Below are 19,071 nucleotides of genomic sequence, written 5' to 3' on the forward strand. Positions count from 1 at the left end.
GAATGTCGCAACAGGTGATCGAGTAATCGATCTAACACGCTTTGTACGTTTTCGCCGCTTTTGTGACACAGGTCACAGGAGTCGCTCTGCCACCAGGTCCCAGACGGCGTCGGCCACGTCCTCCTTGGGCCCGAGCGGCACCTCCACCGGCTCTCCGCCGGCGACCAGCACGGTGGCCGCGTTGTCGGGGGTGCCGAAGGCCCGGCCCTCCCCCACCTGGTTGACCACCAGCAGGTCGCAGCCCTTGCGGGCGAGCTTGGCCTGCCCGTTGGCGAGCACGTCGTGCGTCTCGGCGGCGAACCCGACGATGACCGCGGGCCCGGCCGCCACAGGCTCTCCCACGGCCTCGCGGGCCGCGCGGCGCAGCTCGCCCAGCTCGGCGAGGATGTCGGGGTTCTTGGTGAGGCGGATGGGCTCGGGCTCGCCGTCCGTCTTCTTGATCTTGATGTCGTGCCGGTCCGCGGGCCGGAAGTCGGCCACCGCGGCGGCCATGACGACGACGTCGGCCCCCTCCGACGCGGCCAGCACCGCCTCGCGCAGCTGGGCCGCCGACTCCACCCGGACGACCGTGGCCCCGGCCGGGTCGGGCAGCGCGACGTTGGCGGCCACCAGCGTGACCTCCGCGCCGCGCGCCGCCGCCGTGCGGGCCAGGGCGTAGCCCTGCAACCCGGTCGAGCGGTTGCCGAGGAACCTGACGGGATCGATGGCCTCGCGGGTGCCGCCCGCGGACACCACGACCCGGCGCCCGGCCAGGTCGCGCGGCCTGCCGCGCAGCACGCGCAGGCAGACCTGGAAGATCTCGGCGGGGTCGGGCAGCCGCCCGGGGCCGGTGTCGGCTCCGGTGAGCCGCCCGACGGCAGGATCGAGGACGATCGCGCCGCGCTCGCGCAGCGTGGCGACGTTGGCGCGGGTGGCGGGGTGCTGCCACATCTCGGTGTGCATCGCGGGCGCGAAGACGACCGGGCACGTCGCGGTGAGCAACGTGTTGGTGAGCAGGTCGCCGGCCAGCCCGTGCGCCGCCTTGGCGAGCAGGTCGGCGGTCGCCGGCGCCACCACGACGAGATCGGCGCTCTTGCCGATCCGCACGTGGGGCACCTGATGGACGTCGTCCCACACCTCGGCCGACACGGGGTTGCCCGACAGGGCGGCCCAGGTGGGCGCGCCCACGAAATTCAGGGCCTCGCGGGTCGGGACGACCCGCACCTCGTGACCGGACTCGGTGAACAGCCGCAGCAGCTCGCACGCCTTGTAAGCGGCGATGCCGCCGCTGACGCCCAGGACGACCTTCATCGAAAGGGTCAGGCCGCGCCCTCGATGGGCTCGGCGGTCAGCAGCCCCTCGGAGACCTCGCGCAGCGCGATGGACAGCGGCTTCTCCTGGGCGTGCGTCTCGACCAGCGGCCCGACGTATTCCAGCAGGCCCTCGCCGAGCTGCGAGTAGTAGGCGTTGATCTGGCGAGCGCGCTTGGCGCCCATGATCACCAGGGAGTATTTGCTGTCGACGATGTCGAGCAGCGCGTCGATCGGCGGGTTGGTGATGCCCTCCGCGGCCGCAACGGTGCCTGCCACGATGTCAGACCTCTCGTTTGGTGGTAGTCGTGACCCCCTGAGGGTCAGTCATCAAGGCTATCAGCCGGTCGCACACGTCCTGGACACTCGTGTTGACCAAGGTCAGGTCGAACTCCGGCTCGGCGGCCATCTCGACGCGCCCGGCCGCCAGCCGGCGCGCAATGACGTCCTCCGGCTCGGTGCCGCGCCCGCGCAGCCGCTTCTCCAGCTCCTCCCAGGTGGGCGGGGCCAGGAACACCAGCAGGGCCTCCGGCATGGTGCGGCGCACCTGCCTGGCGCCCTCCAGGTCGATCTCCAGCAGGGTGGGGACGCCGTCGGCGAGCTTCTTCAGCACCGGCTCGCGCGGCGTGCCGTAGCGGTTGCCCGCGAACTCCGCCCACTCCAGCAGCTCGCCCGACTCCACCAGCCGGTCGAACTCCTCGCCGTCGGCGAAGAAGTAGTGGACCCCGTTGACCTCGCCGGGCCTCGGGCTCCTGGTGGTCACCGAGACCGACAGCCACACCTCGGGGTGTGCCCGCCGGAGCTCGGCGACGACCGTGGACTTGCCGACGCCCGACGGCCCCGAAAGGACCGTCAGGCGTCGTTCGTTCATGGGCAGGAATCCGACCTCCGCCCCCGGCCCGACCGCCTCGTGGGCACGTGCACCGCCGGACCAGGACCTGTCGGTCACTTTCCTACCCCCTGTTGAACCCGCGTTTCCGTGTGGAACCGAGATTAGCTCTCGTTGCCACCGAACTCGCGCTCGAGGGAGGCCCTCTGGTTCGCGCCGAGGCCCCGTACGCGACGGGACTCGGCGATGGCAAGCCGCTCCATGAGCTGCTTGGCGCGGACCTTGCCCACGCCGGGGAGTGATTCCAACAGAGCCGACACCTTCATCTTGCCGATGACGTCGTCGGTCTGCCCATCCTTGAGCACCTCAGCCAGAGAAACCGCGCCATGCTTGAGCCGGTTCTTGACCTCGGCACGCTCTTTACGGGCCTTGGCAGCCTTCTCCAGGGCTGCGGCGCGCTGCTCAGGGGTCAGGGGAGGAAGAGCCACGCCGGGTCACCTCGAATTTCTGTCGATGTACTCGGACGGGAAGGGAAACTAGCTGGTCATCGCCCCCTAAGCAACGCCAAGAGCAGTTTCTCTCCTCACAAAATCCACTTCATCACTGTCCGTGACAGTAAAATCACACAGTGCTGATCAAATCGCCCTCACATCCGCGTACGGACGTCCGATCCCGCCGCTGTCGCGAAACGCATCGGCGATCGCGTCCCCGCGCCCGGCCGATGTCCGAAACCCCGTCCCCACCAGGCCCGAAACCTGCTTTGATCTTGGGATGGCACCCCGCTATGATCTTGCCGGACAGGCCGCACCGGCCCGTGCCCCGGTGTGTCCCGTCAGGACGCGCGCCGCAGCGAGGCGGCGATCGCGGCGGCGGCCGCGCCCGGGTCCGGGGAGCCGGTGATGGGCCGGCCGATGACGAGCAGGTCCGCGCCGTCGGCGAGAGCCTGCTCCGGCGTCGCCACCCGCGCCTGGTCCTGCACGTCCGCGCCGGCCGGCCGTACGCCGGGCGTGATGAGGGTGATGCCGTCCCCCACCTCGCGCCGCACGGCCGACACCTCGTGCGGCGAGCACACCAGCGCGGTGGCCCCCGCCTCCACCGACAGCGCGGCGAGGCGGCGCACCGCGTCGTCGGCCGGGCCGCGGAGCCCGATGCGCTCCAGGTCGGCCTCGTCCAGCGAGGTCAGCACGGTGACCGCGGCGATCGCCGTGTGCGGCGCGGCCTCGACCGCGGCGCGGATCATCGCCGGGCCGCCGCCCGCGTGCACGGTCAGGATGGCCGGCCGCAGGCGGGCGACCGCGCGGGCGGCGCCGGAGACGGTGTTGGGGATGTCGTGCAGCTTCAGGTCGAGGAAGACCCGCACGCCGCTGGCGCCGCGCACGGAGGCGATCACGTCGGGACCGTAGCGCAGGTAGAGCTCCAGGCCCACCTTGACCGTGCTGACGTGCGGAGTCACCAGCGACGCCCAGCGCGCGGCGGTCTCCAGGTCAGGGGCGTCGAGTGCGACGGCGATCGGTGCGGGGGTCAAGTCGTGCTCTCCTCGGTCGTTCGGTCGTGGTTCGGGTGCGTCGTGGTTCGGGTGCGTCGTGGTTCAGGTGCGTCGTGGTTCGGGTGCGTCGTGGTTCAGGTGCGTCGTGGTTGAGATGCGTAGTGGGCCGGGGGCGCGTCACGGCGCGCTCTCCCCGGTGTCGACGAGCAGGTGCCTGGGGGCGCTCCCCGGCGGGCGGTGGGCCAGCCCGACGGCGTCGGCGAGCCGCTGGAACCCGCGGGCCCGCAGGAGGTCCTCAAGCTCGCGCTCGATGCGCAGGCAGGCGTAGGGGTCGTGGAACAGCGCGGTGCCCACGCCGACCACGCAGGCGCCCGCCAGGACGAGCTGGAAGGCGTCCCTGCCGCTCATGACGCCCCCGATGCCGATGAGCGGCACCCCGGGCAGCGCGGCGTGCACCTGCCACACGCAGCGTACGGCGAGCGGCAGGATGGCCGGCCCCGACAGCCCGCCGGTGACGGCGGCCAATGACGGGCGCAGGGCCTCGGTGTCGATGGCCATGCCGAGCGGATTGTTGATCATGGAAAGCGCGTCGGCGCCGGCGTCCACGCAGGCCCGCGCCACGGACACGATGTCGGCCACGTCGGGGGCGAGCTTGGCCACGACCGGCACGTCGTAGCGCATGATCGAGCGTACGGAGGCGATGACCTCGGCGGCGGCGCTGCCCTCGCGGGCGAAGATCCGGCCGCGGTCCTCGATGTTGGGGCAGGAGAGGTTGACCTCGAGCGCGGTGACGCCGGGCGCGTCGGCGAGCCTGCGGGCCAGCTCGGAGTATTCGGCGACGGTGCCGCCGCCGATGGAGACGATGGTCTTGATGCCGCGCTGGGCCAGCCAGGGCAGCTCGCGCTCCAGGAACGCCTCGATGCCCGGCCCCTGCAGCCCGACCGCGTTGAGCATGCCCGAGGGCGTCTCGGCCATGCGGGGCGTCGGCCGGCCGGCGCGCGGCGCCATGGTGATGGAGCGGGTGGTGAGGGCGCCGAGCCGGTGCAGGTCGAAGAACTGGGCGAGCTCCCGCCCCGAGGAGGCGCATCCGGCAGCCGTGGTGATCGGGTTGGCGAGCTCCACGTGCGCCAGGAACGTACGCATATCAACTGACATGTCGTGCACCGCCTCCGGGGGCGCCGAGCGCGTCGAACGGGATCGTTCCCACGTCCTCGAACCGCACCCGCTCCCCCCGGAACACCGGCCCCTCCGCGCACGCCCGGACCATCCTGGTCGCCCCGTCCTCCCCGATGACCGGGATCACGCACGTCATGCACACCCCGATGCCGCAGGCCATCCGCTCCTCGACGGCCACCTGCACCGGGATGTCGAACTCCATGCCCACCGCCGTCACCGCCCGCAGCGTCTCCATCGGCCCGCAGGCGTAGACCGCGTCGGCCCGGGTGTCGGCGATCACCGAGGGCAGCGCGTCGGTGACCTTGCCGCGCAGCCCGAGCGAGCCGTCCTCGGTGGTCAGCGTCGTCGTCTCGGCGATGCGGCGGGCCCGCATGGCGCCGAAGACCCGCTCGGCGCCCGCGCCGCCCAGCACGAAGTCGACCCGGCAGCCGCGCGCCAGCAGCGCGTCGGCCAGCGGGAACAGCACGGCCGAGCCGTACTCGGCGCCCACCAGCACGCAGTGCGCCGGGTCACGAGGCAGCGGGAAGGGGCGGCCGAGCGGCCCGACCAGGTCGAGCGTGTCGCGGGCGCGCCGCTCGGCCAGCCAGGCCGTGCCCCGGCCGCGTACGGTGAAGACCAGCTCGACCGTGCCGCCGTAGTCGGACTTGACGTCGTGGACGGAGAACGCGCGGCGCGTCACCATCGAGGTGTGCGTCCCGCCCACGGCCACGGAGACGAAGTGACCGGGGCGGAAGCGCTCGGCGATGCCGGGCGCGACCACCGTCAGCGCATGGTAGGCGTCGACCCGGCGCGTCGTCAGCACCGTGCCCGTCACCTGCACCGGTGTGCCGGCCAGTCGTCCTCACCTCCCCTGCGGGGCTCAGCCCCGCAGCGCCTGCCCGTGCTCCTGGAGCGACCGTACGCCCACGTCGCCGCGGACGATCGCCTGGATGCCCGCCGCCGCGGCCGCGAGCCCCGCGACGGTCGTGATGCACGGGATGCCCCGCAGCACCGCGGCGGTGCGGATCTCGTAGCCGTCGAGACGCGGCCCCGACTGGCCCGGGCTGCCGAAGGGCGTGTTGACGATGAGGTCGACCTCGCCGTCGAGGATGGCGCGCACGCTCGTCGGCTCACCTCCCGGGCCCTGCCCCTCACTGTGCTTGCGCACGATCTTGGCATGGACGCCGTTGCGGCGCAGCACCTCGGCGGTGCCCTCGGTGGCGAGGATCTCGAAGCCGAGATCCGCCAGAGCCTTCACAGGGAAGATCATCGCACGCTTGTCGCGGTTGGCCACGGACACGAACGCGCGTCCCTTGGTCGGGAGCTCGCCGTACGCGGCGGCCTGCGACTTGGCGAAGGCGATGCCGAAGAACGCGTCGATGCCCATGACCTCGCCGGTGGAGCGCATCTCAGGCCCGAGCACGATGTCGACGCCGCGGAAGCGGTTGAACGGCAGCACCGCCTCCTTGACCGCGATCGCGGCGTCGAGCGGCAGCGTGCCGCCGTCGCCCTCGGCCGGCAGCATGCCCTCGGCGCGCAGGGAGGCGATCGACGCGCCCAGCATCACCCTGGCCGCCGCCTTGGCCAGCGGCACGGCCGTGGCCTTGGACACGAACGGCACGGTGCGCGAGGCCCGCGGGTTGGCCTCCAGGACGTAGAGGACGCCGGCCGACATCGCGTACTGGACGTTGAGCAGCCCGCGCACGCCCACGCCCCGCGCGATGGCCTCGGTGGCCGCGCGGATGCGCTTGATGTCGTGGCCGCCGAGCGTGATGGGCGGCAGGGCGCACGCCGAGTCGCCGGAGTGGATGCCGGCCTCCTCGATGTGCTCCATGACGCCGCCGAGGTAGAGCTCCTCGCCGTCGTAGAGCGCGTCCACGTCGATCTCGATGGCCTCGTCGAGGAACTTGTCGACGAGCACCGGGTGGCCGCCCTCCTGGGCCGCCATGTAGGTGCTCAGCGTCTGCTCGTCGTAGACGATGGCCATGCCGGCCCCGCCCAGCACGTACGAGGGCCGCACCAGCACCGGGTAGCCGATCTCGTCGGCGATCTCCTTGGCCTCGGCCACCGTGAGCGCGGTGCCGTGCTTCGGCGCCGGCAGCCCGGCCTCGGCCAGCACCCGCCCGAACGCGCCGCGCTCCTCGGCGAGGTGGATGGACTCCGGCGAGGTGCCGACGACGGGCACGCCGGCGTCCTTGAGCGCCTGCGCGAGCCCGAGCGGCGTCTGCCCGCCGAGCTGCACGATCACGCCCACGACGGGCCCGGTCTGCTGCTCGGCGTGGACCACCTCCAGGACGTCCTCCAGGGTGAGCGGCTCGAAGTAGAGCCGGTCGGAGGTGTCGTAGTCGGTGGAGACGGTCTCGGGGTTGCAGTTGACCATGACGGTCTCGAACCCGGCCCGCGACAGCTCGAACGAGGCGTGCACGCAGGCGTAGTCGAACTCGATGCCCTGGCCGATGCGGTTGGGCCCGGAGCCGAGGATGATGACCTTGCGCCGCTCGCCGTAGGGGACCTCGCTCTCCTCGTCGTACGTCGAGTAGAGGTAGGGCGTCTTGGCGGCGAACTCGGCGGCGCAGGTGTCGACGGTGTTGTAGACCGGCCGCAGCGCGAGGGCGTGGCGCAGGTCGCGCACCCGCGCCTCGTCGATGCCGCGGATCTCGCCGAGCTGGGCGTCGCTGAAGCCGTGGCGCTTGGCGCGGCCCAGCACCTCGGCGGTCAGCTCGGGCGCCGCGGCGACGGCCGCGGCCTCCTCGTCGAGCAGGAAGAGCTGGTCGATGAACCACGGGTCGACGCTCGTGGCTTCGTACAGCTCCTCGGGCGTGGCGCCGGCCCTGATGGCCTGCTGCATGGTGCGCAGGCGGCCGTCGTGCGGGGTGCGGCAGGCGGCCAGCAGCTCGTCCTTGTCGCCGGGCTCGCCCGCCCAGGTGAAGGCGGAGTCCTTCTTCTCCAGGGAGCGCAGCGCCTTCTGCAGCGCCTCCGGGAAGGAGCGGCCGATGGCCATCGCCTCGCCCACGGACTTCATGTGCGTGGTGAGCGTGGGGTCGGCGCCGCGGAACTTCTCGAAGGCGAAGCGCGGCACCTTGACCACGATGTAGTCGAGGGTCGGCTCGAAGGAGGCCGGGGTCTCCTTGGTGATGTCGTTGGGGATCTCGTCGAGGGTGTAGCCGATGGCCAGCTTGGCCGCGATCTTGGCGATCGGGAAGCCGGTGGCCTTGGAGGCGAGCGCGGACGAGCGCGACACGCGCGGGTTCATCTCGATGACGATCATGCGGCCGGTGCGCGGGTCCACCGCGAACTGGATGTTGCAGCCGCCGGTGTCGACGCCGACCTCGCGGATGACCGCGATGGCGACGTCGCGCATGTTCTGGTATTCGCGGTCGGTCAGGGTCAGCGCGGGCGCGACGGTGACGCTGTCGCCGGTGTGGACGCCCATCGGGTCGATGTTCTCGATGGAGCACACGATGACGACGTTGTCGGCCTTGTCGCGCATGACCTCCAGCTCGTACTCCTTCCAGCCGAGGATGGACTCCTCCAGGAGCACCTCGGTGGTCGGCGAGGCGTCGAGGCCGGCGCCGGCGATGCGGCGCAGGTCGTCCTCGGTGTAGGCGAAGCCGGAGCCGGCGCCGCCCATCGTGAACGAGGGCCGCACCACCAGCGGGTAGCCGAGCTCGGCCGCGCCGGCCAGCACCTCGTCCATGGTGTGGCAGATGACCGAGCGGGCGGACTCGGCGTTGAGCCCGTGCTCGCGGGCGACCTTGGCGACGATCTCCTTGAACCGCTCGCGGTTCTCGCCCGCCTGGATGGCGTCGAAGTCGGCGCCGATCAGCTCGACGCCGTACGTCTCCAGCACGCCCGACTCGTGCAGCGCGACCGCCGTGTTGAGCGCGGTCTGGCCGCCGAGGGTGGGCAGCAGCGCGTCCGGCCGCTCCTTGGCGATGATCTTCTCGACGAACTCCGGGGTGATCGGCTCGACGTAGGTGGCGTCGGCGAACTCGGGGTCGGTCATGATCGTGGCCGGGTTGCTGTTGACCAGGATGACGCGGAAGCCCTCGGCCCGCAGCACCCGGCACGCCTGGGTGCCCGAGTAGTCGAACTCGCACGCCTGGCCGATCACGATCGGCCCCGAGCCGATCACCAGGACCGACCTGATGTCCTCACGCTTGGGCACGGCTCATGACCTCGCAGAACTCGTCGAAAAGGTAGGCGGCGTCGTGCGGCCCCGCCGCGGCCTCCGGATGGTATTGGACGCTGAAGGCGCTGCCGTCGAGCAGGCGCAGCCCCTCCACGCAGCGGTCGTTGAGGTTGACGTGGCTGACCTCGGCCTGACCGTAGGGGGTGTCGAACGGCCCGTCGAGCGGCGCGTCCACCGCGAACCCGTGGTTGTGCGCGGAGATCTCCACCTTGCCGGTGCGTACGTCCTGGACCGGCTGGTTGACGCCCCGGTGGCCGTAACGCAGCTTGTAGGTGGACAGCCCGAGCGCCCGGCCGAAGATCTGGTTGCCGAAGCAGATGCCGAAGAACGGCACCTTCGCCTCCAGCACCCGGCGCAGCGTGGTGACGTCCACGGTGGCGGGGTCGCCAGGGCCGTTGGACAGGAACACCCCGTCCGGCTTGACGGCCATGACCTGCTCGAAGGTGGCGTCGGCGGGCAGCACGTGCACCTCGCAGCCGCGCTCGGCCATGCGCTGCGGGGTCATGCCCTTGATGCCGAGGTCGACGGCGGCGACGGTGAACCGCTTGGCGCCGATCGCGGGCACGACGTACGGCTCGGTCGTGGCGACCTCGCCGGCGAGGGCGGCGCCCTCCATGCGCGGCGCCTGCCTGACCCGCTCGGCCAGCTCCTCGACCGGCGCGGCGGGGGCGGTGAAGATGCCCGCCCGCATGGCGCCGCGCTCGCGCAGGTGGCGGGTCAGGGCGCGGGTGCCGGGGATCGCGATGCCGACGACGCCCTGCTCCTTGAGGTAGTCGTCCAGCGAGCGGTTGGCCCGCCAGCTGGAGACGACCCGCGACGGCTCGCGCACGACGTAGCCGGCGACCCAGACGCGGCGGGACTCGGGGTCCTCGTCGTTGACGCCGGTGTTGCCGATGTGCGGCGCCGTCATGGCGACGATCTGGCGGTGGTAGGAGGGGTCGGTGAGGGTCTCCTGGTAGCCGGTCATGCCGGTGTTGAAGACCATCTCGCCGAACGTCTCGCCTTCGGCTCCGTAGGCGGTTCCGTGGAAGACGCGGCCGTCTTCCAGTACGAGCACGGCGGGCGTGTTCAAACCAGCTTCCCTTCGAGTACGGTCGGCCTGCCCCGCAGGAACGTGGCCACCACCCTGCCGGGCAGCGTCATGCCCTCGTAGGGGGTGTTCCTGCTCTTGGACGCGAAGGCGGAGGGATCCACCTCGGTCCGCGCGGACGGGTCGTACAGCGTGATGTTGGCCGGAGCGCCTTCCTCCAGCGGCTGCCCCTGCCCGGACAGCCGCCCGATGCGCGCCGGCACGGCGCTCATGCGCTGGGCGACGCCCGCCCAGTCGAGCAGCCCGGTCTCCACCATGGCCTCCTGGACGACGCTGAGCGCCGTCTCCAGGCCGACCATGCCCATGGCCGCCGCCGACCACTCGGTCTCCTTGTCCTCGACCGGGTGGGGCGCGTGGTCGGTGGCGACGATGTCGATCGTGCCGTCGGCCAGCGCGGCGCGCAGCGCCTCGACGTCGGCGCGGGTGCGCAGCGGCGGGTTGACCTTGTAGATGGGGTTGTAGGCGCCCACCGGGGAGTCCTCGACGAGGTCGTCGGTGAGCAGCAGGTGGTGGGGGGTCACCTCGGCGGTGACGTCCCAGCCCTTGGACTTGGCCCAGCGGATGATCTCGACCGAGCCGGCCGTGGAGACGTGGCAGACGTGCAGGCGGGAGCCGACGTGGGCGGCCAGCAGGCAGTCGCGGGCGATGATCGCCTCCTCGGCGACCGCGGGCCAGCCGTTCAGGCCGAGCCGGCCGGAGACGACGCCCTCGTTCATCTGGGCGCCCTGGGTCAGGCGCGGCTCCTGGGCGTGCTGGGCGACGACGCCGTCGAACGCCTTGACGTACTCCAGGGCGCGGCGCATGAGGACCGCGTCGTCCACGCAGCGGCCGTCGTCGGAGAAGACCCGCACCCGGGCCGCAGAGTCGGCCATCGCGCCGAGCTCGGCGAGCTGGCGGCCCTCCAGGCCGACGGTGACGGCCCCGACCGGGTGCACGTCGCAGTGGCCGAACTCGCGGCCGAGCCGCCACACCTGCTCGACCACGCCGGCGGTGTCGGCGACGGGCGAGGTGTTGGCCATGGCGTGCACGGCGGTGTAGCCGCCGCGGGCGGCCGAGCGGGTGCCGGTCTGCACGGTCTCGGCGTCCTCGCGGCCGGGCTCGCGCAGGTGGGTGTGCAGGTCGACCAGGCCGGGCAGCGCGACGGCGCCCCCGCCGTCGATCTCCTCGCCGCCGCTCAGCCCCTGGCCGATCTCGGCGATGACGCCCTGGTCGATCCTGATGTCGGCGGGCTCGCCGCCGAGGATCCTGACGTTCTTGACGACGATCATGCGGTCTCTCCCCCGAGGAGCAGGTAAAGGACGGCCATCCGGATGGTGACGCCGTTGGCGACCTGCTCCACGATGGTGGACCGGGCCGAGTCGGCCACCTCGGCGGCGATCTCCATGCCCCGGTTCATCGGGCCGGGGTGCATGACGATGGCCTCGTCCGGCATCTTGGCGAAGCGGTCGCGGTCGAGCCCGTAGCGGCGGGAGTATTCGCGCTCGCTCGGGAAGTAGGCGGCGTTCATCCGCTCCTTCTGCACCCGCAGCATCATGACCACGTCGGACTTGGGCAGCACGGCGTCGAGGTCGTAGGAGACCTCGCACGGCCAGTCGCCGACCGAGACCGGCAGCAGCGTGGGCGGCGCGACCAGGGTGACCTCGGCGCCGAGCGTGTGCAGCAGCAGCACGTTGGAGCGGGCGACCCGGCTGTGCAGGATGTCGCCCACGACCGTGATCCTGCGGCCCTCGAGGCCGCCGAGGCGGCGGCGCATCGAGAAGGCGTCGAGCAGCGCCTGCGTGGGGTGCTCGTGGGTGCCGTCGCCGGCGTTGACGACGCTGCCGTGCACCCAGGTGGCCAGGCGGTGCGGCGCGCCGGAGGAGCCGTGGCGGATGACGACCGCGTCGGCGCCCATGGCCTCCAGGGTGAGCGCGGTGTCCTTGAGCGACTCGCCCTTGGACACGCTCGACCCCTTGGCCGAGAAGTTGATGACGTCGGCGGACAGCCGCTTGGCCGCCGCCTCGAACGAGATGCGGGTGCGGGTGGAGTCCTCGAAGAACAGGTTGACCACCGTGCGGCCGCGCAGCGTCGGCAGCTTCTTGATGGAACGTTCCGAGACCCTCGCCAGCTCCTCGGCGGTGTCGAGGATGAGCAGGGCGTCGTCCTTGGACAGGTCGCCCGCGGAGATGAGGTGGCGGTTCACCTGGATCCCTCCTTCGCCGGCAGGCCCTTCATCAGCAGCACCGCGTCGCGCCCGTCGGTCTCCTGCAGGTAGACCCTGACCTTCTCGCTCTTGGCCGTGGGGAGGTTCTTGCCGACGTAGTCGGCGCGGATGGGCAGCTCGCGGTGGCCGCGGTCGACCAGCGTGGCGAGCTGGACGGCGGTGGGGCGGCCGAGGTCGTTGAGCGCGTCGAGCGCGGCCCGGACGGTGCGGCCGGAGTAGAGGACGTCGTCGACCAGGACGACGATCTTGCCGTCGACGCCGTCGGGCGGCAGCTCGGTGCGGCCGAGCGGACGGGCGGGCCGGAGCCGCAGGTCGTCGCGGTACATGGTGACGTCGACGGAGCCGACGGGGATCTTGACGCCCTCGAACTGCTCGATGCGGTCGCCGAGGCGGCGGGCCAGGGTGGCGCCGCGGGTGGGGATGCCGAGAAGGACGACGCCGTCGCCGCCCTTGGTGCGTTCGAGGATCTCGTGCGCGATGCGGGTCAGCGCCCGGTGGACATCGGGGGCCTCAAGGACCGCCCGCGCATCGGCCCGCGGCTCGGGCCGGGGGTCGGACATGACGAAACTCACCGCCTTTCCCGCCTCACGGGACGGGTCATTAAAGGGTGTTGGCCGTGACACACAGTACCAGGGGCGACCAGGTACGACGTGAGCGCCCCGTGGTGCGCCGTGCGTGGCGCGGCGTGAGATCCGCCACCGCACGGGGATACCGCAAGGATGACCTTTCACGTCGATTCTGAGGTCGGGCGGCTCCGGCAGGTCCTCCTGCACAGACCCGACCTCGCACTCAAACGGCTCACCCCCGCCAACAAGGACGCGTTCCTGTTCGACGACGTGCTGTGGGTGCAGCGCGCCATCGAGGAGCACGAGGAGTTCCAGCAGGTGCTGCGCTCGCGGGGCGTGGTCATCCACATGCTCGACGACCTGCTGCGGGAGACGGTCGAGATCCCGGAGGCCCGCAAGCACATCCTCGACGCCGTCGTGGACGAGCGCTGGCTCGGGCCGGTGGCCATCGACGACATCCGCAACACCCTGGACGGCATGGACTCCGCCACGCTCCAGCTCTACCTGACCGGCGGCATCACCAAGGGCGAGCTGGCCGAGCTGGGGTGCGCGCCGCAGTCGGTGACCTTCCACGCCATGGGCGAGCACGACTTCATCCTGCCGCCGCTGCCGAACCACCTGTTCACCCGCGACCCGTCCTGCTGGGTGTACGACGGCGTGGCCATCAACGCGATGCGCAGGAAGGCCCGCATGCGCGAGACGGTCAACATGGAGGCCGTCTACATGTTCCACCCGATGTTCGCCGCCGGCTTCGACCGTCCCGAGCAGGGCGGCTTCCACTGCTGGACGCCGGGGCACGCGGCCGCGCCCGCCACCATGGAGGGCGGCGACGTGCTGGTGCTCGGCCGCGGCGCGGTCCTGGTCGGGATGAGCGAGCGCACCCGGCCGCAGGCGGTGGAGATGCTGGCGCGGCGGCTGTTCCGCGCCGGGGCGGCGCACCGGATCGTGGCCGTGGACCTGCCGAAGGCGCGGGCGTTCATGCATCTCGACACGGTGATGACGATGCTCGACGAGGGGGTGTTCACCCAGTACGCGGGCCTCGGGATGCTGCCGGCGTACACGATCGAGCCCGGCCGCACCGCCAAGGAGCTCAGGTTCACCGACCACCCGCCCGAGGACATGCACAAGGCCATCGCCCACGCGCTGGACCTGCCGGAGATCACGGTGCTGAGCGCGGCGCAGGACGTGCGGGCGGCGGCCCGCGAGCAGTGGGACGACGGCTGCAACGGCCTGGCGCTGGAGCCCGGCGTGGTCGTCGCCTACGAGCGCAACACCACGACGAACGCCTACCTGCGCGACCACGGCATCGAGGTGATCACCATCAGGGGCAGCGAGCTGGGGCGGGGCCGCGGCGGGCCCCGCTGCATGAGCTGCCCGCTCGAACGCGACGGCATCTAGGGACCGGCCGGAAGCTGCGCATACTCGGCCGGTCCTCGGGCACGATCCGGTCACGCCGGCGCGGACGACGCCGCAGGCCGGCAGTGCTTTCGCGGGGGCAGGGGGTGGGGCGGATGACGCCGGTCGGGCGGCTCTTCCGCACCAAGCCCACCGAGCGGATCGTGGCCGAGGGCGGCCACGGCGAGGGCGGCGAGCTGCGGCGGACGATGTCGCTGTGGCAGCTCACGCTGTTCAGCGTGGGCGCGACGCTCGGCACCGGCATCTTCGTCATCCTCGGGCAGGCGGTGCCCAAGGCGGGCCCGGCCGTGGTGCTGTCGTTCGTGCTGGCGGCGTTCACGGCGCTGCTGTCGGCCCTGTCGTACGCGGAGCTGGCCGGGACGATCCCGGTGTCCGGGTCGTCGTACTCGTACGCGTACGCGACGATGGGCGAGCTGGTGGCCTGGGTGTGCGGCTGGTGCCTGATGCTGGAGTACGCCGTGTCCGTGGCGGCCGTGGCCGTCGGGTGGGGCGACTACCTCAACGCGTTCCTGCGCTCGCTGGCCGGTTTCGAGCTGCCGGCGGCGATCACCCGCTCCCCCGGCCAGGACGGCGGCGTGGTCAACCTGCCCGCGATCCTCATCGTGGCGCTGGCGACCTGGCTGCTGCTGCACGGGGCGTCGGAGAGCGCGCGGGCCAACGTCGTCTTCGTGCTGATCAAGGTGGCGGTGCTGCTGTTCTTCTGCGCGGTGGCGTTCACGGCCTTCCAGGCGGGCAACATGACGCCGTTCGCGCCACTGGGGGTGGCGGGGGTGACCGCGGCGGCCTCGCAGGTGTTCTTCTCCTACATCGGCTTCGACGCGGCCTCCACGGCCGGTGAGGAGGCGCGCAACCCGCGGCGCGACCTGCCGCTGGCCATCATCCTGTCGCTGGCCGTCGTGACCGCCGTGTACGTGCTGGTGGCGGTGGCCTCCGTGGGCGCCAGGCCGTGGACGGAGTTCGGCCGCAACAGCTCGGAGGCGAGCCTGTCGGCCATCGCGGACCTCGCCGTCGGGGCGACCTGGCCGGGGCTGATCATCTCGTTCGGCGCGGTCGTGGCCATCGCCAGCGTCGTGCTGACCGTTCTCTACGGGCAGACCCGCATCCTGTTCGCGATGTCGCGCGACGGGCTCGTCCCGCGCGTGTTCCAGCGGGTGGATCCGCGGCGGCAGGTGCCGGTCGCCAACACCCTCATCGTGGCCGGGTTCGTGTCGGTGCTGGCCGGACTGGTGCCTCTGGGGCAGCTCGCCGAGGCCACCAGCATCGGCACGCTGTTCGCCTTCGCGCTGGTCAACGTGGGCGTGGTGGTGCTGCGGCGGCGCCGGCCCGACCTGCCGCGCGGCTTTCGCGTCCCGTTCTTCCCGCTCACGCCGGTGTTGGGGGCCGTCATGTGCGTGCTGGTGATGGCGGGGCTGGCCGGGGTGACCTGGGCGGCGTTCGGGCTGTGGATGGCGGCCGGGCTGGCCTGCTACTTCCTGTACGGCTTCCGCCGGTCTCGGCTGAACACCGAGGTGGAGCCATGAGACTGGGCGAACTGCTCGCGGGGTACGTGCCGGGGCCGCGCGGCCGGGACGGGCTGGCGCTGGCGCTGCTGCTGCGGCGGCGGGCCGGCGCCCGCCTGACGGTGGCGTACGTCCGCCCGCCCGTCTGGTCGCCCCCGGGCCCGGCGCGGGCGGAGGACAGCGCCTGGCGGGCGTACCTGGCCGAGCAGGCCGACGCCGCGCTCGCCGAGGCCCGCGAGCTGGCGGGCGACGAGGCCGGGTACGTCGTCCACGCCGGCCGGCACAGCGGGCGCGGGCTGGTGGAGCTGGCCCGCAGGCGCTCGGCCGACGTCGTGGTGATCGGCTCGGCCCCCGGCGGCGCCAGGGGGCGCATCTCCGTCGGCAGCACCGCCGACCAGCTCCTGCACGCCTCGTCCGTGCCCGTCCTGCTCGCCCCGCGCGGGTACGGCGACGAGCCGCCGCCCGCCTTCGACCGGCTCACCCTCGCCTACCGGCGCGGCCCCGGCTGCGACGCGGCGGTCAAGGACGCCGCCCGCACGGCGGTGGCGCTGGGCCTGCCGCTGCGGCTGGTGACGCTGGTCGTCGGTCCCGCCCGCCGGGTCAGGGCCGAGGAGGACATGCTGGCGCGGCTGCGCGAGCAGGCCGCGGCCGACCTGCGCGCGGCGGCCCGCGGCCAGGCCCGGCGGCTGCGCGTGGAGGTCGAGGTGCTGGAGGGGCGGACGGTCGCGCAGGCGCTCGGCGCGGCCTCGTGGCTGCCCGGCGAGATGATCATATGCGCTTCGAGTGACACCGGGCCACTTCGGCGGGTGTTCCTCGGGGACACCTCGCTGAAGATCGTACGGGCCTCGACCCGCCCTGTCATGATTCTCACGCGGCAGCCCTGACATGGGCGCACGCATGGGCATTCTGTGACAAAGTAGTGTTACCTCTGGGACATGAGGGGCGTTTGCGGCGATCCATACCGGACCGGATTCGGCATCTTTTTTCCAATCAGCTTGACCTTCGGCGTCCACCCCTTTACCGTCACTGTGCGTAACCACACCTCGCGGCCTTCTGGGGTAAACCCAGAGCCATGGCTACCGATGGTGCCGAGCCTGGCACCAGACCCCCCGGTGGCTGGGGCATATGCCGCAAGGGAGCACAATCTACTGAGAGCGATACATACGAGAGCCGGGGGGCCACACGATGCCGTCTGAGTACGCAAAGTCGCTGGGTGCACGACTTCGCGCCATCCGCACCCAGCAGGGCCTGTCCCTGCATGGAGTCGAGGAGAAGTCGCGTGGCAGGTGGAAAGCCGTGGTCGTGGGCTCGTACGAGCGTGGCGACCGCGCGGTCACGGTGCAGAAGCTTGCCGAGCTTGCCGACTTCTACGGGGTGCCCGTCTCGGAGCTGCTGCCGGGTGGGGCCGCGCCCAGCCCGCTGGGGCCGACACCCAAGCTTGTGATCGACCTGGAGCGGCTGGCGACGCTGCCGAAGGAGAAGGCCGGGGCGCTGGCGCGCTACGCCGCCACCATCCAGAGCCAGCGTGGCGACTACAACGGCAAAGTGCTGTCCATCCGCCAGGAGGACCTGCGCTCCCTCGCCGTGATCTATGACAAGTCGCCGAGCGAGCTGACCGAGGAGCTCATCAGCTGGGGCGTCCTCGACGCGGAGGCCCGCAGGGCCGTCGAGTCCTTCTGACCCCGCGCGGTCGTCCCGCCCCATCGGGGCCGGCCCCCGGACCCGTACGGGCCGACCGCCCGGCCGTTTGACCCTTTTTCAAGGAGCCCGCCACGCCCGGCGGGCTCCTTCGCTTTTCCGCCCTTCTCCGGCCCCTGGGTAAAGACTTCTGGACGCGGAGCGTAATCACATGGATACTCTTCGTGTCAGGCCCTCTAGCCCTCGTGACCGCACTCCGCAAAGCACCGGATACGCCGGCGTGTCTCGTGCTGCCCGGATCGCGTCCACCGGGGTTCGCAAGAAGGAGAACGAATGCAGTCCAAGAAGCTCCTGACCCTCCCCCTCGCCCTCCTCGCGGCGGGCGCGTGCGTGACCACCGTGGCCGTGGCCAGCACCTCGACCGCCTCCGCCACCGCGACCCGCGCGTCGGCGCTGCCCGCGGGCTACCAGCTCGTCACGCTACCCAACGCCAACGTCCCCAACTTCCAGCGCCGCACGCTGTACTGCCCCGGCAGCAAGAGGGTTCTCGGCGGCGGCGCCGAGGCCCGCGGCAACGGAGCGATCCTGGTCGGCTCGTTCCCCACCGACGACGGCCGCGGTTGGATCGGCATCGGCCGCCAGATCGGCTACAACGACGTCGGCATCAGCGTCTTCGCGATCTGCGCCGACTGACAGGAGTGACGTAGCCGAGCGCTTCCCGCCAGGGCCCGATTCCGACCGGCCTCGGCCGGAAGCGCTCACCATTTCAGCCCCCATCCCGGCCTCGGACACCGGTCGGCTCGCGAGCGCCGTACGCGAAAGCGAAGGCGGGGCGGGCGTCCTGGGCACACAGAAAGCAGCCGCCGAGCCACTGACAGGTCGGCGATCGAGCCGCGCGCACAAGTCGCGCACGCAGGCCGCGCTGACGACCGGCGATCGGGGCCAACGTCGCGCCGGTGGTCAGGCCGCGCCGACGGGCCAGCAGCCGGACCGGTGGCCAGGCCGCGCCGACAGACCGACGGCAGGCCCCCTGACGGCCGACGGTCGAGCCGGTGGTCGGGCCACGCTGCTAGGCCGACGGTCAAATCATTCTTATGGGCCGGCAGACAGGCCGGCGGTTGGGCCAGCGGACAGGCCAACGGTCGGGTCGGCGGCCAAGCGCACTGACGGGCCGATGGTCAGATCGCCCCGACGGGTCGGCGGTCAGGTCGTCCCAGGTGTCCCCTCGTCGCCGTCGGCGGCGGAGTCAGGTAGTCAGCCGGCGAGGGGGACGTTCAGTGGTAGTTGGGGCTGGACGGGAACCCCCAGCAGATCTTCGACGGTGGACACGAACGTGTCGGCCTCGGCCAGGATCTCGTCGGCGTCGGCCGCGCTGATCCGGCTGGTCATGCCCGCCTCCGCGGCGGCCCGCTTGGCGGCGGTCACCGAGAAGTAGGCGGCCCACTCGGTCAGGTGCGGCTCCGCCTCGGGCAGCAGGTCCCACGCGCTGCGCAGCTTGCGCCTGCGAGTCTCGCCGGGACGGGGGCGGGCGGCGAGCATCGCCGCGGCCGCTCTCAGGGCCGCCAGGTGCGCGGCCACGTATCGGGTCGCCGGGGTGCGAGCGGCGCTCGCCTCCGCCAGGCTGGAACGTGCGTCGGCCAGGTGTGCCCGGACCGCGGGCGACAGCCGGGGCCCGGGCGTGTCTCTCGGCCTTGGTGCCATCTTGCGC

18 protein-coding genes are annotated in these 19,071 nt (G+C 71.9%); 5 read left to right on the top strand and 13 right to left on the bottom strand.

What is annotated here, in order from left to right:
* Positions 1-72: 72 nt before the first annotated feature.
* The 12 genes from coaBC to pyrR all read right to left on the bottom strand — a co-directional run bounded on the left by coaBC (position 73) and on the right by pyrR (position 12,804).
* Complete coding sequence (gene coaBC / locus ACBR40_RS24590; protein ID WP_371250272.1) at positions 73-1,290, bottom strand: bifunctional phosphopantothenoylcysteine decarboxylase/phosphopantothenate--cysteine ligase CoaBC; 1,218 nt, start codon at positions 1,288-1,290, stop codon at positions 73-75.
* Positions 1,291-1,298: 8 nt separating this feature from the next.
* Positions 1,299-1,568, bottom strand: coding sequence for a DNA-directed RNA polymerase subunit omega (rpoZ, locus tag ACBR40_RS24595; protein ID WP_020541700.1), 270 nt, complete (start codon positions 1,566-1,568; stop codon positions 1,299-1,301).
* Between the two features lie 4 nt (positions 1,569-1,572).
* Entirely contained in the window at positions 1,573-2,160 is a 588-nt protein-coding gene (gmk, locus tag ACBR40_RS24600) for a guanylate kinase (RefSeq protein ID WP_344214793.1), read from the bottom strand.
* Between the two features lie 122 nt (positions 2,161-2,282).
* Positions 2,283-2,606, bottom strand: a complete 324-nt coding sequence (gene mihF / locus ACBR40_RS24605) for an integration host factor, actinobacterial type (RefSeq protein WP_020541698.1) — start codon at positions 2,604-2,606, stop codon at positions 2,283-2,285.
* A gap of 344 nt (positions 2,607-2,950) precedes the next feature.
* Positions 2,951-3,643, bottom strand: coding sequence for an orotidine-5'-phosphate decarboxylase (gene pyrF / locus ACBR40_RS24610; protein WP_344214790.1), 693 nt, complete (start codon positions 3,641-3,643; stop codon positions 2,951-2,953).
* A 138-nt stretch (positions 3,644-3,781) separates the two neighbouring features.
* Positions 3,782-4,759 (bottom strand): dihydroorotate dehydrogenase, encoded by a 978-nt coding sequence (locus ACBR40_RS24615; protein WP_344214789.1) that lies wholly within the window; start codon positions 4,757-4,759, stop codon positions 3,782-3,784.
* Complete coding sequence (locus tag ACBR40_RS24620) at positions 4,749-5,615, bottom strand: dihydroorotate dehydrogenase electron transfer subunit (RefSeq protein ID WP_344215057.1); 867 nt, start codon at positions 5,613-5,615, stop codon at positions 4,749-4,751. Before ACBR40_RS24620 ends, ACBR40_RS24615 begins: the two co-directional genes overlap by 11 nt.
* A gap of 24 nt (positions 5,616-5,639) precedes the next feature.
* On the bottom strand, positions 5,640-8,927 hold the full coding sequence (gene carB / locus ACBR40_RS24625) for a carbamoyl-phosphate synthase large subunit (protein WP_344214788.1): 3,288 nt from the start codon (positions 8,925-8,927) through the stop codon (positions 5,640-5,642).
* Complete coding sequence (gene carA, locus ACBR40_RS24630) at positions 8,914-10,008, bottom strand: glutamine-hydrolyzing carbamoyl-phosphate synthase small subunit (protein ID WP_371250273.1); 1,095 nt, start codon at positions 10,006-10,008, stop codon at positions 8,914-8,916. The genes carB and carA overlap by 14 nt, the downstream gene beginning before the upstream one ends.
* A gap of 11 nt (positions 10,009-10,019) precedes the next feature.
* Positions 10,020-11,309, bottom strand: a complete 1,290-nt coding sequence (locus ACBR40_RS24635; RefSeq protein ID WP_371250274.1) for a dihydroorotase — start codon at positions 11,307-11,309, stop codon at positions 10,020-10,022.
* Complete coding sequence (locus ACBR40_RS24640) at positions 11,306-12,223, bottom strand: aspartate carbamoyltransferase catalytic subunit (protein WP_344214783.1); 918 nt, start codon at positions 12,221-12,223, stop codon at positions 11,306-11,308. The genes ACBR40_RS24635 and ACBR40_RS24640 overlap by 4 nt, the downstream gene beginning before the upstream one ends.
* Positions 12,220-12,804, bottom strand: coding sequence for a bifunctional pyr operon transcriptional regulator/uracil phosphoribosyltransferase PyrR (gene pyrR, locus ACBR40_RS24645; protein ID WP_344215055.1), 585 nt, complete (start codon positions 12,802-12,804; stop codon positions 12,220-12,222). The genes ACBR40_RS24640 and pyrR overlap by 4 nt, the downstream gene beginning before the upstream one ends.
* Before the next feature lie 159 nt (positions 12,805-12,963).
* Here pyrR and ACBR40_RS24650 point away from each other — a divergent pair, with 159 nt between their 5' ends.
* The 5 genes from ACBR40_RS24650 to ACBR40_RS24670 all read left to right on the top strand — a co-directional run bounded on the left by ACBR40_RS24650 (position 12,964) and on the right by ACBR40_RS24670 (position 18,056).
* Positions 12,964-14,208, top strand: coding sequence for an arginine deiminase (locus tag ACBR40_RS24650; RefSeq protein ID WP_371250275.1), 1,245 nt, complete (start codon positions 12,964-12,966; stop codon positions 14,206-14,208).
* Positions 14,209-14,321: 113 nt separating this feature from the next.
* Entirely contained in the window at positions 14,322-15,746 is a 1,425-nt protein-coding gene (locus ACBR40_RS24655) for an amino acid permease (RefSeq protein ID WP_371250276.1), read from the top strand.
* The gene (locus ACBR40_RS24660) at positions 15,743-16,609 is read left to right on the top strand and encodes a universal stress protein (protein ID WP_371250277.1); all 867 of its coding nucleotides are present in this window, start codon (positions 15,743-15,745) and stop codon (positions 16,607-16,609) included. Before ACBR40_RS24655 ends, ACBR40_RS24660 begins: the two co-directional genes overlap by 4 nt.
* Positions 16,610-16,910: 301 nt before the next feature.
* A complete protein-coding gene (locus ACBR40_RS24665; protein ID WP_026214021.1) occupies positions 16,911-17,405 on the top strand; it encodes a transcriptional regulator in 495 nt (164 codons plus the stop codon).
* A gap of 291 nt (positions 17,406-17,696) precedes the next feature.
* Positions 17,697-18,056 carry a hypothetical protein gene (locus ACBR40_RS24670; protein ID WP_344214775.1) on the top strand — a complete coding sequence of 120 codons (360 nt, stop codon included), beginning with the start codon at positions 17,697-17,699 and terminating at the stop codon, positions 18,054-18,056.
* Between the two features lie 561 nt (positions 18,057-18,617).
* Here the strand turns inward: ACBR40_RS24670 and ACBR40_RS24675 are convergent.
* Positions 18,618-19,064: an SAV_6107 family HEPN domain-containing protein gene (locus ACBR40_RS24675; protein ID WP_344214773.1), complete on the bottom strand. Its 447-nt coding sequence runs from the start codon at positions 19,062-19,064 to the stop codon at positions 18,618-18,620.
* Between the last annotated feature and the right edge of the window lie 7 nt (positions 19,065-19,071).

Origin of the sequence: Nonomuraea sp. AD125B (genome assembly GCF_041402765.1) — a bacterium.
GTDB lineage: Bacteria > Actinomycetota > Actinomycetes > Streptosporangiales > Streptosporangiaceae > Nonomuraea > Nonomuraea bangladeshensis.